Below are 14,677 nucleotides of genomic sequence, written 5' to 3'. Positions count from 1 at the left end.
CACTGCGCATCCTTCTGGACCACTCAGTAGGTTTCTACCTTGAGGTTGTATTTTGTCTCGTCGTTCTTCGGCGGCATTTCAGCCAGCATCGCGTAATAGGCGCTGCCGATCTGATAACTCAGATACACGGTAGTGTCCGGCCAGAAACGTTTAACCCGAATGCGGGTGTCTTTCACTTCCCAACCGTAATCCACGTCGCCCTGGCCAATGCTGCCGTTGGTTTCGATCGGATTGCCGTACTTGTCGGAAATCAGCTTGATGATTTCCAGCACCTTGTTGGGATCGTTAAAGGCCGTAAAACGATATTCCAGAGTGGCGAGCTTGCCGGTGTTGAGGCTGTAACCGGCGAACAGCCGATCGGTACCCGCCAGCGTCTGGGAGGATTCGTAAACGTCGTACCAGTAGTTATTGGCCTGCCGCATCGGCATCGCGCCGTTCTGCGCCAAAATGGTCCGCATCATGTCACGGGAGGCCAGTGCCAACGGCGTACCAAACAACACCAGCGAGTGCTCATAGAAATCCATTTGGGCACGCAACTGTGGCAAGCGCTGACGAGCCGGAACATAACCGTAGTCCGCTGCCTTGGTTTGCCAGAACAGCGCCTTTTCCATATCCAGCTCAGTGCCTTTACCCTGCTCAAACATCAGCCCGAGATTGAAGCAGGCATCAATAACACCCTGATCGGCCGACGCCTGATACCAGCGGAACGCTACTGAGTCGTCCTGGGCAACGCCCAGGCCATTCTGATACAGCCAGCCGAGGTTATTCTGGGCCGCACCATGGCCTTGCTCCGCCGCCACCTGATACCAGCGAGCAGCCTGTTTGTAATTGAACTCTTGCGATTTGACGCCCTGATAAACCGCCAACAGGTTCGATGACATGGGCACCTTGTCCTGCTGATACAGCAAACCAACCGTAAACTGGGCGGATGGCTGACCGGCACGCGCCGCTGCCAGCAACCAACGCATCGCCTGGTCCATGTTCTGCTCAACGCCAGTGCCGTTCAGATACAGCTGGCCGAGTTCAAATTCGGCATCGGCATAACCAGACTGGGCACTGCGCGCCAACCACAGGCTGCCTTCGTGGGCGTCTCGTGGCAGCCCAAGGCCATTCACAAACATAAAACCAATGTAATATTCGGCGCGGTGATCACGATCCTTGGCGAGCGGATACCACTGCATCAAGGCCTGGCTGTAACGCTGTTCCTTGTAGGCTGCCATGCCTTCATCAAAGTCGCCCAGCGACCCCAGACCATAGAGCGGCTCCAGCATTTCATAGCTGGGTACCACGTCCACATAAGCCGGGTTGTTTTGCTGGTTAAGCGGCGAACCAACAGGATCATCGTTTTTACCAACAACAGGCTTTTCCGTTTTGTCACCCGACAACATGGAACAGCCGCTGACGGCCGCTATGGCCAGCGCCAGCAACAGACTGGCTGCACGGCGTTGCATTGGTTTGTTATTCATAAATTCCCAGACACGCACTGGTCTCGTCCTTATCCGGCTGACTATGGGGCTTGCTCAGGAAACCATCATGGTATGGCTGTTCATACCCATCGACAGCTTCCACTGCACGTCACCAATGACGTGGTCACACTGCTGCAGGAAGGCAACAAAAATCTGGCTGTCGGTCATCGCCAGTTCGGTTGCCACCTTGAGACCGTCCTGCTTGATCTTGCGCGCATCTGCCAGGCGACGATTGAGGACGCGGTAGTCCTTGCTGTCGGCCTGCATGATTTCCAGTTCGTTGATGTCTTCGAGCATCTTTTCAATACGCTTGTGACGCTGCAGCTTGTCCAGCTCAATGCGGTTAAGACGGAATTGCTGCCAGCGGGCGTTGGCCGTCAGTGCCAGCACCAACAAACAGATGATCCAGAACTTGTATTGCCACAGCTGCAGCAAACCGGCGTAGATGGTGGTTTTCAATTCACCATACGGATCGAAATAACGGGCCACTGCCGGATGGGCATCCAGCGCCGTGAAGCGACCCGCTTTTTCATCAGCCCACTCGGTCAGCAGCGGATAGTCCGCCTTGGTCTTGTTGCTCATCAGCACTGCCAATACGGTATCGACCATGGCAGATGGCGCATCAGCGCGGGTAACCAGCACGGAATCGCTGTAAACCGATGGCATCCAGTCAACCGGCATCGGGCCATTAACACTTGGGTAACTGCCCAGTGGCAGCATGTCAGCCTTGGTGTGCGGAGTTACGGAAGCAAAGGCATCGGCCGCCATAATTGGCAGCAACTTGAAGCGGCCAGTCGCCATCATTTCACGCAGCACCGGGTCCTGCAGGCTGGCGGAAACAATGGCCCCGTCCAGTTCGCGACCTGTCATCAGCTCCTGATATGGCAATTCAGTCGCCCGCAGGGAGCGTTCTTCAATGCTGTAATAGCCCAGCAGTCGCAGCGCCTGCTTGCGCTGGTCAGACTCCAGAGAGCCCAATGAAATACGGTGACCCGGCAGATCCTGAATGTTGTCGAGGCGGCCGTCGGCATTCACCAGCACCTGCAAGTACTGACGCACAATCGGCGCCACTACCGCCAGGTTAACCATTTCGGTATTGGCCGGCGCCACAATTGCCATATCCGCCTGACCGCTCTGCACCAGACCACGGTTAAACGACGAGTCACCACTGACCACCAGCTCAACCTTGTAATCCGAAGCCTGTTCGATGCGCTTTTTCAGATCTGCACCCACAGCCATGGCATAGCTGCCACGCTCACCAGTCGCCAGACGTAAAACGCTGCTCTGGTTGTTTTGCTGATAACCCAAATAAATCACGCCAACGATGGCCGCCGCCATTAAACCCCAGCTTAGCCACGGGCGCAGACTGTAACGGTTCATGAATGTATTCCCCTAAATTTATTCTTTATCCAGGTCCATCAGGACATGATCATGACTTTGGTTTGGGCAGGTTTGATTGTTGTGCCCATGGCATTTGGTGCTGCGCCGTTCTGACCAGTAGGATCCGTCATCCGAGTAACCGGCATCCCTCCCGCCAACACTTTCATGCTGCCTTTCATGTGTTTGCAGGGGCCCATAATCATATTAGAGACAACCCCTCCCAAAACGCCTGGCTGGTCACCATTGGTCATGGTCACTGTAGTGCCGAGGTTATGAACCGGCATAGCCAAGATCAGCCATTTGGTTTGATTCGGAACCGCCATGGTCGACAGCGCCGTATTCGGATACGGCATTGGTGTAGGAATCGGCCCTGCTGGCGATGGCGTCGGAAACTTGCAAACATCCGGCATCGCCATGCTCATGGCACCACCCTGTGTGTTGGCAAACATATTCAGTTACCCCATATGAATTCGTTTGGCATCCACCTTGATGTCCTGATCGGACGTGAGGATGGTGTTTTTGGAATGACTCTTGAAGCAGTTACGGATTTTATGAACCAGCTGTCCGGCGGTCACAATTTCTGCATCCTGGATCTGACGAACGCTGCTTTTTACCTTTTGCATCAAGGTGCCAACACTGAACACTGCGCGATCGGCCTTGGCGTCCAGCTGCAGACTCTGGAAAACAGTTTCCTGGCTGGCAAGCGCCAGTTTGCCAGTGGTGTGAACTTCCGCCTGGCTGGTTACCGAGACCTTTGCACCATACTGCTCCAGCGACTGCTGAGCGTGCTGACGAACGGTCAGGCCAACCATCTGCACCGAGCCGTTTTTGGAGCAGAGCGTCAGGTTACCTTCGGTCTGTAATGACACCTCACCGGTATCTTCACGATCAAGGATGTGGGTGACCCAATGCTCACCATCGACATGCATAACCACCACCTTGTCTGCCAACTGCGGCGCAATCAGGCAGTCGAACGACCTGCGTGACCGATGCACGCCTGTCGATGTGCGTACCAGCCAAAATCTGGATTCCTGACCAATAACATGGCCGCTTTCCTGCAGCGGCAGTGCCTTTTCAGGCAGGTTGTGAATGTTTGCACTCATAATCATGTCACCTTGAAGGATTCGGCTTTTTTGCGTTTTGGATCCGTGCCCAAGGCGTCGCCCTTGTTGGACCCCGACCACAGCACCATACCGTCGTCCATACAATGGAAGTTGGCTCTGGTCAGTTCGCAATTACTGAAATCAGATTTGAAAATACCCGCATGGGAAAAATCGGCGTACGTCAGTACCGCGCCACTAAAAAAGCAGCCGTCGATGCGGGTTTCAGAAAAATTGGATTGCTCGGCTTTGGCACCGCGGAATTCACAACCACTCAACGAGGATTTGGCAAACATCGCCTGTTCAACCACGACTTTATTCGCCTTCACCCCCACCAGCTCAGCCTCAGCCAACAGCGCCTGGGACAAGTCCGCACCCGTGAAATCCACCTGATGCAGTTTACAGCCCATAAAACCGCACATTTTCAACGTGCAGCCGGTGAAGTTAGCGCCGGTCAAATCAGCTTTCTGGAACTGTAGCAGTGCGTTGTCTGTGTTGGTTGTACTGAAATCCAACCCCTGACATTGGCCATCATTAAAAACCAGAGTACCCAGAGTCGCGCCATCGAATGAACAGCCACGCAAGTCAGCCTCAAGAAACACAGTCCGGTGCAAACGGCAGCCGTTAAAGACCGCGTCCGTCAGCACCGGGGTCACAAACGATACCGCTTCCATTTGACTGTTGCTGAAGTCTGCCCGGGGAATAACTGCAGTGACCCAGTTGGAATCGCACAAATCGGCTTCAATCAGCTTAAGATCCGGCATTTCAGGTTCAATCAGACTCATACCGCGCATCACTGCATGGGAAAAGTCGACGTTCTGGCCTTTGGGCTCGATCCAGTCACTGTTACGCAGATCAGCTTCAACAAATATGCTGTTATCAAACCGGCAGTTCAGAAAAGTGCATTCACGCAGGTCACTGCCCGACAGATCAGCATTGCTGAAATCGACCTTCGAAAAAACACCACCAGTCAAGTCCAGCCCGGTTAACACCTGGCCTGACAAGTCCAGAGCATCAACCAGAGCAGCTTCGCCACCTTTAACCATGGCCACCAGTTGTTCCGCTGTTACTGTCATGGTCGCCAATCCTGTAACAAGGTATTACCCAGGTCTGCACCCATAAAATGGGTGTCCCCGAGAGTTGCATCGAGGAAATTCACACAGAAACAGTTACTGTTACGGAAGTTGGCAGCCACCAGACGACTGGCAGCCAGATTGGCTTCGAACAGGTTGGACCCCTGAAACTGCGCTCCCTCCAGGTTGGCCATCTGGAACATGCCCTGCGGGAAATTGCTTTGCTGAAGGTTAGCCTTGCTCAGATTGGCATCCGCCAGGTAGGCCATCGCCAGGCTGGCACCCGAAAAATCCGCACCCTGCAGGTTACAGCCAGCAGCGGTCAGGCCCTCTCCCGAGCTGTTTGAAAAATTGGCTCGACTGAGGTCACAGTCACCAGCGAAAACCAGCGTTTTGATGTCTGTACCGCTGAAATCTGCATCCGGGATTTTGGTGTCAGTACAGGCCACACTTTCCAGTTTACATTCATAGGCCACCAGACCCGGGGCGGTCAGTTCAATAAAGACACAGCCTTTCAGCCAGGACTTCACAAAACGACAGTCTGGCAAGCTGGCTTCGATCAAGTTGAGACCAAACACCTCACATTGATCAAACGAAACTGTCTGCATCGAAAGTTCCAGCGACTGATTATCGTGCAACTGGCAATGACTGAAACGTACCTGCTGATACTTGCCGTAAGAGAGTATCGTTGCGCCGAAGGAACAATCTTCAAATGAACTGCCTACAAGTACGACAGCCCCGAAATTGGCATCGTTGAAGTTACAACCAACAAACTGGCAGTCTTCAAACGATGCCCGAGCCAGAATCGCTTTGCAAAAATCCACCTGTTCAAAACGGCAATTCTGAAATCGGGTTTGCTCCAGAAATGCGCCAGTCAAGTCCAGTCCTTGCCAGGTTTCGTTGGCAAATTGCAAACACGCCCAGTCACCATTTTTCAGAGCGCCTGCCGTTGCCTTTCCTGCGGCAAACAGGGCGGCTACTTCAGTCAGGGGCATATTTTGCGGAGGTAACCCTTCGTCCATCATATGAGCACCCATTTTGTAGGTATCCCACAGTTGCCCCTCCTGATCAGCTTCAAACTCTTGCTGCCGAAAGCGTAAATCCTGATATGTTTTGTCAAACTGCGCTTTAACATCATCCAGTGATGGTGCCGCCGCAAACTCTTCCAGTTGTTTTTGGATAGCCAGCGCATCCGCAGATCCCACCACGGCTTGCAACTGGAGTTCATTCAAACTTTTAATAGCAGCCTCTATACCGGGTTGAGCGGCCTTCAGTTGGGCGACAGCCTGTTCGGCATTAGATTCCAGTTCAGCTAGAGGCTGATCGAAAATAGCGGCTGTAGGAGGCCTGAAAACTGGCCCTATCACCTTCTCGCCGCGCAGCAAAGCCCAAGTATCAGCCTCAGCCTGCAGTAAATCTTGCTGGGCTTGCTCGATTTTTACTTTGGCTTCTGCCAGCGACTGGCGGGTTTCCTCATCTTCCGCAGTCGCCGCAGTCACTTGTTCGGCAGCAGCTGCCAGTTGGGCCTTGCCTTCTTCAAACCCCTTACGTACGTCGGGCTCAGTCTTGGCCAACTGCTTCTTCACGTACTCGTCAATTTTATCACCCAGCTGACTGAGTTTTTTCATGTCGACTGCCATCAAGTCGACTTCATCAGGCCTGTTCTTGCTTTTTGGCATAATCTGCTCAACAAAGTCGAGCAGAGCCTGCAAATCGGGGTCTTCAATTTTGGGCCCCTCCGCCAACACTTTTTCAATATCAGCTATTTGCTGACGCTTATTCGCCAGATCATTCTTCAAGTCCACTTGCTGCTTTTCAAGCCCTGCTTTGCGGGCTGACAGCGTGTCTATCTGAAATTTGTTGGCACCAGAAAGAATGGCCGCTCGCAGCTCGTCATCAGCACTGTCAATGGCACCTTGCAACTGCTCCTCTGGCTTCTGGGCAAGAATTTCATCGAACTTCCTTTGCATAACCAAAAGCTGTGCTTTCACATCGTCAAAGGCTGAGTTTTTAACCTGGTCTACGTGACTGCCAATGTTTTTACCCATAAACATCTGGACCGCATCCGGATCGTCACTATCCAACTCGTCCAGATCAACGGTTGATGGCACGATATCGCGGCTATAAAGCATAAACTTGATGGCCTGATCATCGTCTTCACGGTTCAGCATTGCCTGCTGATACCAAGCCAGATCACGGCGGTCTGCTGTTTTATGCTCAGATGCAACCAGTAAATGCTGAATTTCGGAGCCGTAGCGATCAGATACTGCCGCCGAACCGTGAAATACCAATACCCCCATATCCTTATGCGGTGCAAACCATAGCGTATCCAGTGTCATTGGTATTTCTTCAATAACAGCTGAATGATCCTCTTTAACACGCTTGATAAATGCACGACCGCGCCAAGGCGGTAAACTACCCGATATCACTGGGTGTTCCGGATGCATGTTAAAAAATCGGAAATTTTCTTCACCGGTCAATGGTTCATCAAACCATTGATCCGAAGCGGTATCATTAAAATAGTGCCAATCAATATTTTTCGGATAACTATACGGGTCTTCACCGTCTGAAGGCTTGCCACAACGTGAAATACGTGGCTCATTCAACGGGTTCAACGGTGCAAAAGATGCAGGTTTGATTTTTGCACTTCTACTTACAGCCAGATCGGACGAATATTCAACATTAGCCAGCCATTGAATACCGTCCTCATCTGCCAACAGCCCTTTGCCATTGACATTGCGCTCAAATGTCTTCCCACCATAGGCATTGCTGTATTGCAATGGCATTTGTGTAAATGGCACCGGATTACTCGGCAAACCAAGCGGTTGCCAATAACGCTCACCACTCACCAGCAACTCTTTTTTGAGTTTACCAATTTCAGCCCGAACCAACACAGACTCTGCCGCCACATTATCAGGAGCGAAACATCTCGCCGACAACATATATTCCGGAGAATGTTTTGGAACGCCTGAATCCATGGCGCATTCACCCATTGCATCTTCGAAAGCAGCATAGATGTCCTGTTCTACAAACGCACGAGAAGGATTTTTCAAAGAAAATGGCAACAGAATACTAACAGTCTGAATAAATCGACCATTATACCCGATAACTTTTGATTCAGCTGAGACACAGCGTGCTTTGGATATTTTCATCAATAACTACATCCAAATACTAGCCTTGGCGGTAACTATTTTGCTCTGATATTCCTCTAGCGAAGTCTTAGCACTTTTCAGCTCAGCCTCGGCTTTGGCAATTGCAGTCTTCTTTACTTCAACATCTGCAATTGAGTTTTCAACCATCGAATTTGCAGTGGCAAGTACATTCTGGGCAGCAGAAACCGCCGTACTTGCAGCATCCAGCTCCTCTTTTTTTACTTCTGTAGTTACTGTGGCATCGATTACTGTTCTAGCCCCAGTATCAATTGAGGTTTTTGTCCCTGCACACAATTCGAAGGCCGCTGCCAACTTCATTTCAGCCCAAGCACCTATAAACGTTTCCAGGGATGCTCCCGCCGTCATTTCAGTAACCGCACTTAAAGCGACTTCATTAACAGTACCAATATACATACCCTGAGTTGCGCCAATTACGCGCTCCTGCATAGCACCGTAATAGCATTCCCAGGTATTACCGTAATAATGGGCTTCAGATTTACCGTATTGAATTTCAAGAGAGTTGCCATCGGTATACTCATATGAATCACCAAAGTTCTTGGTTATCCACGTTGAATCAGAGTGCATACCCAGGCCGGATTCACTTTTAATACCACCAGGATTAGGACCACCTTTGTGAAGCTTATCCATTTTATGGCCGGCATTAATCTCATTACCCTCATCCATATGATTTTCTTCGTAACCATTGCCGAAGTTGTAATCAGCAGTGTCACCGTAACCATAGTTATTGCCACATTGATAACTGATAGTATCCGCCCAGACCTTTTCTACCAGGGTTTTATCAAGATCGATTTCACCACCACTGACACCTGGCACTCCAAGGCGATTACCCTCAGGCCAAACTTCGGCATCATCACCATCACAACCATCTTCATTGGCGTGTACTTCGGTATAGCCATTACCGAATTCAAAAACGTTGCCGCCGCCATAGATATATTCGTTACCGTCGGTCCAGAGGTACTTATCCCCGACCCGCCGTTCAATCAGATACTTGCCTGAAAGCTCATCACTATCTTCCATATCATCATCAGATACGCCATCTCCTTCCGACGACTTGATTTTGAATTGGAAGTGATTAGCAGTATCCAGATCGTACTCATCAATTGCTGATGATGAGTTATCAGAACGTTTGCTGGAAATGGTCTCGCCGTCTTCAAGGTCGGCGTCCCGTACCAATACTGTGATGCGCTGGCCGCCCTGGATGTATTTACGTTCGATACCATCGGTTACCACAACCCAGCCGTCACCCGCGTGGTTTGGTGCCCCCAGGTGCATGTAGCTGTTGTTCTGGTTAGTCTGGAACTTGATGCGGTTGCTGCCTTCCTTGTCTTCGATCTCAATTTTGCTGCCAGTGGCAGTCTGGATCACACTGTTGGTGTGGTTTTCCGAGTTCACAATACTCGGTGCACCGGCGTTTGGCAGCGAGCCGGAAATTACTGGCCGATCCGGGTCACCACCCACAAACGTCAGCAGTACTTCAGTGCCCTTGCGCAGCGGGAAGTGCATACCCTGACGTTCACCGGCGAATGGCTGGCTCATGCGAATCCAGTGGGAGGCCTTGCCACCGTCACGGTCGATACGGTCGAATGGCAGCAAAATACGGTATCGACCTTCTTCGTCAATTTCAGCGTATTGGCCATCGCCTTCGGCGTCGACGTAGGCATTTAGCACACCGTGAATTTCAGGGCGATGGGTTTCCAGCGCCGGACGGTATTGTACGTCTGCCGGAATCGCGGTCAGTTCATTGAAATAGGCAACGCCGCTTTCAGCCTTGCTGGATTCCAGCAGGCGTTTGTCGCTGCCTTCGTGGTGCAATGCCAGCAAACAGTAATCGCGGTTACAGACCTTGCGGAAGTGGCCATCCAGTTTGAAGAAAAAGCCCGGGATCAGACGGTTGACCGCACTTTCACCATGGAACATGAGCTTACCGGCACGAAATTGTTCGGCCCTCATTTCCGCCAGCCGCTCCCCTTCTTCGACGGTCTCAATATTCTGGCCCCAGACGTAGATTTCACTGCTCTTGCTGGCGCTGTCATCAATGATGGCTTCGCCCATGATATCGACCGACGGGCTGTCATCGTTGTAGTCTTTCAGCAGCACCTTGTGTGGCAAACGCTGCTGCTGGGTAACAAAGCTGTAGACCACATTGGCGCGGCTGTTGATTTCCAGCGACTCGGCAGCGCTGTATTCAACCGCAGGCTTGGGCAGGTCAGCCTGCATATTGAAATCATCACAGAAGATGATCTTCTCGCCCGCATCACCTGTGGTGAAATAATAATAAATGCCGTCGCGCTCCATCAGGCGTGAGATGAAGTCCAGATGGGTTTCGCCGTACTGACACTTGTAAGGCCACTTCTTGTAGTCGCCCTGCAGATCAGACAGGTCATAATCCACGCTTTCAAAACCGGCTTCGGCCAGCACCTGCTCGATGATCTCGGGAACCGTCATCTCGAGATACACTTCGTTGGTGTGATAGAGCGACAATTCCCACAGGCGCGGTACCAGACGAGCCTTGTAAAGCACCTGGTTGTTAACCTGACGGACGGCGTCAAAGCGCGACACAATGCCCTGAATCACGCGACTGTCGTCGCCTTGGGTCAGGGTCAGGCTGGCTGGTTGCTGCAGGATTGAGTCGATATCCAGATCGGCATTGGCCGACAGCAATTCGATATTGAATTCATAGAGGCGCGAAATTCCTTCGTCACCTTCAAAACGCAAGACATTCAGCTGCTCGTTTTGCTGGGCACCTGACAGTGCAAAGGTAAACCGGATTTGATCACTCATAATCATCTACTCAATCTTGTTAACCTGAGGTTGCAACAGCAACCACCGGCTGGCCTGTGGCCAACAGTCCTTGCATAACGCCCGTCAGGCGACGTGCAAGGTGCTGATCATCACTTCATTGTCGTTATCGGACGGCTGTTGCAACCAGGTGTCTACACCCAACTGCGACCACAGTCGCTGGCCCAGCTGTACACCCTGGGAGCCGCGTTGCCGCAAGGCCGCCCGTACTTCCACTTCAATCGGTGCGTTCAGATACAAACGCACGAAGGCACAAAATTTTTGCCACTGTGCTGGCTCGGCCACCCGGCTGCGAAAGACGCTGGAGTCAATCGGCCCGAGGTGGATACAAATCTTGTTGTGACGGTCGATCAGCTGATCGCCCACCAAGGCATTTTTACCCAGCTGACAGGACGACAGTCCCAGCCGGGTGACGTGACGGGCGGGGATTTTCACCTTGCGCGTCACAAATTCCTCTACTCGTACCGGCACCCCCGCGAGAATGCCGCTCAGCAAACTTTCCAATCCGCGCGCCGAACGCTGCGGTGATGCCAGCAAGCTGAAGAAGCCCAGCAATTCCGACTCCGCTGGCAGCTTGCTGCGCAGTGCTTCGTCGCGGTTACCAATCATGCTCAGCAGCAGGTCACTGAAACCGCTGTGCTGGCGTTCAATGGTGCGGCGCAGGCTGTCGTACTGTTGCAGCGTATCGGCATACAGCTGATACAGGCGCTGATGAATCACGTCGATGAACAGGCGTGCCGATGTCTGATCTTCCTGCTCCAGCGCCAACAACTCTTCAGTATAGAAGGCTGGCAACGGCGACGAGCCACCGTAGAGGCCGAGGAAGTTGGTTGCGACTTCATAACCACCGTCTTCCTGCTGGCGCACAGCAACGACCTGACTGCGTGGCTGCTGCAGCGACAGCAACGGCCGCACCCGAATCATCCGGGCTGGCTCCTGACCACGCTGAATCACCAGCGCAGTCAGAGCTCCGATCACCCGTTCAAACGAGTAAGCCGACGCATCGCTCAGCAATGCCTGCTCTATTGCAGTGGGCGACTGCCGATCCGCGCTGGCCATTGCAGCTGCTCTCCACTAAAGAAATCTTCGAACACCAGTTCGGAATACACATTGATCGCCGAGGTGGCGGCAAAAAACTGCTCCAGCACGCAACCAAACAGGAACTTGTCACCCGGGCTGGCAAAAAACTCGGACTTCAGCTGCACCTTGATTTCCTGGCCATGTACAAAGGAATGGCCAAACAGGGTTTCCGACTGCTTCACCGTCACTGCCGTGATGGCCTCGATTTTTTTCTCGTTCAGCAAACGATCACTCTTGGCCTTGGCATCCGGTGCCACGTACAGCGTCAGCAAGCCACGCAGGCTGTCGGCGTCAGTGACCGACAGATAGTTCAGCGACAGGTGCGAAATCATCCGCCAGAGCTTGTCGCCATCCATCGGAATACGTCGCGCCGGGGTTGGCTTGGTGATGTTTTTGAAGGTCGCCAGTTCTGGCGTGCTGCTGGTTGCAACCGAGATATCGCCCACTTGTAACCGGTCAGCCAGCTCACCGTTACTGCAGGTCAACTGGGCCTTGAGGATTTCCTTGGCTTCCAGCTGCTGACCTGGCGGGAAGGCCAGCTTCAGATAAACATCCGGGTTCAATGAATTCTGGCCGCTGTCGTACTGGATTTCGTACACCGCGGACTCGTCAGAGCTGCTGACAAAACCACCGAATTCGATGTATTCACGAGCCTTTTCCATACCACGGGCGACGCTTTCAACATCATCAACGGAATAAATCACGGCATCTTCAGAGTGATTACTGATCGCTGGTAACAACTGGAAACTCTGTTGCAGCGGGTCCAGCAGGATCGACTGCGCCTTGTGCTCAAACAGGTTTACAGCTGGCACCGCATGGATCACGAAGTGTTCCTTGCCCAGTGTTGGCAGACTGAAATTCGGCTTTTTGCAGGTGAAGCGCAGCACAAAGCGGTCACCGCTACGGTGACGCCAGTTGCTCAGGTCGATATCCACAAACAGGAACTTCTGCGGACAGAGGAAATACTGCTGCAACAGATCGACCGCTGGCATAACACCACGACGCTGGCCAAAAATACTCTGGGAAACGCCAAAACCGGTACCGTCCACCGCTGAGGTTGGCAGGCTGATTTCACCGCCAGAGACCAGGGTCAACGACTTCAGCTGCTGGCGCAGCAGGAAATACAGATCGCTGGCATCAGCAAACTCACCGCCCAGATACAACCGCAGCGACTGCATCGGCAGCTGATCCAGCGTGGTGCCTTGGAGGGTGAAATGCAGCTCAACCGCCAGCTGGGGAGTCTGGGTTTCGGGCAGCGTGACGACTTTCTCCAGCAACAGCGGCAGCAACGTCATGTCTTCGGTGGTCCGGAAACGACAGCTGCCCTGCTCGCCCGCGCGCGAATCAATAAAGGTGCCCTTTTCGATCAGCAACGGCTGGGTCAGGCTGGCTCGCGGTTCGAACGCCATAATTGTGGTTGCTGGCAGCGGCCGGATGTATTGCGGACAAACCACCTGGGCAAGGCTGTGCAGCAGCTTCGGAAACTGTTGGTCCAGTTCCTGACGAATGTTGGCTGACAGGAATGCGACACCTTCCAGTACCCGACTGACGTCCGGATCAGCGCTGTCGCCGGACAGTGCCCGGCTCAGTTCCGGGTTGGACCTGGTGTAATCCGCGGCGATCTTCCTGAGTCGGCGAATTTCTTGTTTGTAGTAGTCAGTTAACACCGCGCACCCTACGCTACAGGATCAAATTCTATGGTTCCGTCGGAGCTGACGACGCCTTTCAGACTGACCGGCCGTTGCTTGCCGTTGTCGAGCAGAAAGCCATCCAGGCTAAGACGGATAGAGACGTTATCGTCATTGCTCAGCACGATGCGCAGGCTTTGCTGATGCAGCCGTGGTTCGTAACGATGAACCACCGCCAGCATCGCCTGCGCCATCATGTCGGCGTTGACCATCACACTGTTGCCCGGCCCGGACGACATATCTGGCACCCCGAAATCCGGGTCCACCAGCACGCTGCCAGCACGGGTATTCAACAGCCGGGTCAAATGGTGGCGAACCGAGATCAACAGCAAATCCTGCTGTGCCATCACCCGCCGCTGGTCGTCAGACAAATCCAGTGTTGCCAGACGCTCCAGCATCCGTAACGCCATTATTCAGCGCCTCCGCTACGGGCTTCGGCTTCAAATTCCACTTCGCCATCGAGGCCCCAGCTCCAGAGGATTTTTTCGTAGCTGATGGCCACATCTTCCATCAGCCGGTAGTTGTCCTGGCTGGTTTCAAACTGATGTGGCATCCAGCTGCGCACGCGGGTAATCAGGGCATTGTGCAGCTGCAGCTGATAAAAACGTTCGGCCTGACCCGACGCCGTTGGCTGATACCAGGTGATCACGATGTCCGTCAGCACTTCGCGCTTTTCCATCGCCCGCATCAGCTTGGGGGTGCTTTTGTCGACCAGCTTGTTCAGTACGATGGCACCATGCACCGGCGCACCAGCACTGATCGACGAACCACCCGCCCCAGGCACTTCAATCTGATGCTCAAAACTCAGCAGTTCAATTTCACCTTCGTGGTCAATCTGGGTGACACTGCCTTCGATGTTGCCCTGGTCTGCACCGGCAACAGTCATATAACCAATAAGCGCCATAATGCTTCGCTCCG

The 14,677-nt window shown here is 53.0% G+C and carries 11 protein-coding genes; all 11 read right to left on the bottom strand.

The window, feature by feature from the left end; all coding sequences use genetic code 11:
* Positions 1 to 23 precede the first annotated feature (23 nt).
* Positions 24 to 1,466 carry a tetratricopeptide repeat protein gene (locus tag K6123_RS05930; protein WP_221795128.1) on the bottom strand — a complete coding sequence of 481 codons (1,443 nt, stop codon included), beginning with the start codon at positions 1,464 to 1,466 and terminating at the stop codon, positions 24 to 26.
* 54 nt (positions 1,467 to 1,520) lie between these two features.
* Positions 1,521 to 2,846, bottom strand: coding sequence for a TAXI family TRAP transporter solute-binding subunit (locus K6123_RS05925; RefSeq protein ID WP_221795125.1), 1,326 nt, complete (start codon positions 2,844 to 2,846; stop codon positions 1,521 to 1,523).
* Between the two features lie 38 nt (positions 2,847 to 2,884).
* Positions 2,885 to 3,268, bottom strand: coding sequence for a DUF4150 domain-containing protein (locus K6123_RS05920; RefSeq protein ID WP_246624636.1), 384 nt, complete (start codon positions 3,266 to 3,268; stop codon positions 2,885 to 2,887).
* Positions 3,269 to 3,301: 33 nt separating this feature from the next.
* Positions 3,302 to 3,949 carry a DUF3540 domain-containing protein gene (locus K6123_RS05915; protein WP_221795122.1) on the bottom strand — a complete coding sequence of 216 codons (648 nt, stop codon included), beginning with the start codon at positions 3,947 to 3,949 and terminating at the stop codon, positions 3,302 to 3,304.
* Between the two features lie 2 nt (positions 3,950 to 3,951).
* Positions 3,952 to 5,022, bottom strand: coding sequence for a pentapeptide repeat-containing protein (locus K6123_RS05910; protein ID WP_221795121.1), 1,071 nt, complete (start codon positions 5,020 to 5,022; stop codon positions 3,952 to 3,954).
* Complete coding sequence (locus tag K6123_RS05905) at positions 5,019 to 8,171, bottom strand: DUF2169 domain-containing protein (protein ID WP_221795119.1); 3,153 nt, start codon at positions 8,169 to 8,171, stop codon at positions 5,019 to 5,021. Before K6123_RS05905 ends, K6123_RS05910 begins: the two co-directional genes overlap by 4 nt.
* Before the next feature lie 6 nt (positions 8,172 to 8,177).
* Positions 8,178 to 10,973, bottom strand: a complete 2,796-nt coding sequence (locus K6123_RS05900) for a type VI secretion system tip protein TssI/VgrG (protein ID WP_221795117.1) — start codon at positions 10,971 to 10,973, stop codon at positions 8,178 to 8,180.
* Positions 10,974 to 11,057: 84 nt separating this feature from the next.
* On the bottom strand, positions 11,058 to 12,050 hold the full coding sequence (gene tssG / locus K6123_RS05895) for a type VI secretion system baseplate subunit TssG (RefSeq protein WP_221795114.1): 993 nt from the start codon (positions 12,048 to 12,050) through the stop codon (positions 11,058 to 11,060).
* A complete protein-coding gene (gene tssF, locus K6123_RS05890) occupies positions 12,014 to 13,738 on the bottom strand; it encodes a type VI secretion system baseplate subunit TssF (protein WP_221795112.1) in 1,725 nt (574 codons plus the stop codon). The genes tssG and tssF overlap by 37 nt, the downstream gene beginning before the upstream one ends.
* Before the next feature lie 8 nt (positions 13,739 to 13,746).
* On the bottom strand, positions 13,747 to 14,169 hold the full coding sequence (gene tssE / locus K6123_RS05885) for a type VI secretion system baseplate subunit TssE (RefSeq protein WP_221795110.1): 423 nt from the start codon (positions 14,167 to 14,169) through the stop codon (positions 13,747 to 13,749).
* The gene (gene tssD / locus K6123_RS05880) at positions 14,169 to 14,663 is read right to left on the bottom strand and encodes a type VI secretion system tube protein TssD (protein ID WP_221795108.1); all 495 of its coding nucleotides are present in this window, start codon (positions 14,661 to 14,663) and stop codon (positions 14,169 to 14,171) included. The genes tssE and tssD overlap by 1 nt, the downstream gene beginning before the upstream one ends.
* Positions 14,664 to 14,677: the final 14 nt, after the last annotated feature.

Origin of the sequence: Oceanobacter mangrovi (genome assembly GCF_019740315.1) — a bacterium.
Classification (GTDB): domain Bacteria; phylum Pseudomonadota; class Gammaproteobacteria; order Pseudomonadales; family Oceanobacteraceae; genus Oceanobacter; species Oceanobacter mangrovi.
This window is presented reverse-complemented; position numbering and strand designations above follow the sequence as displayed.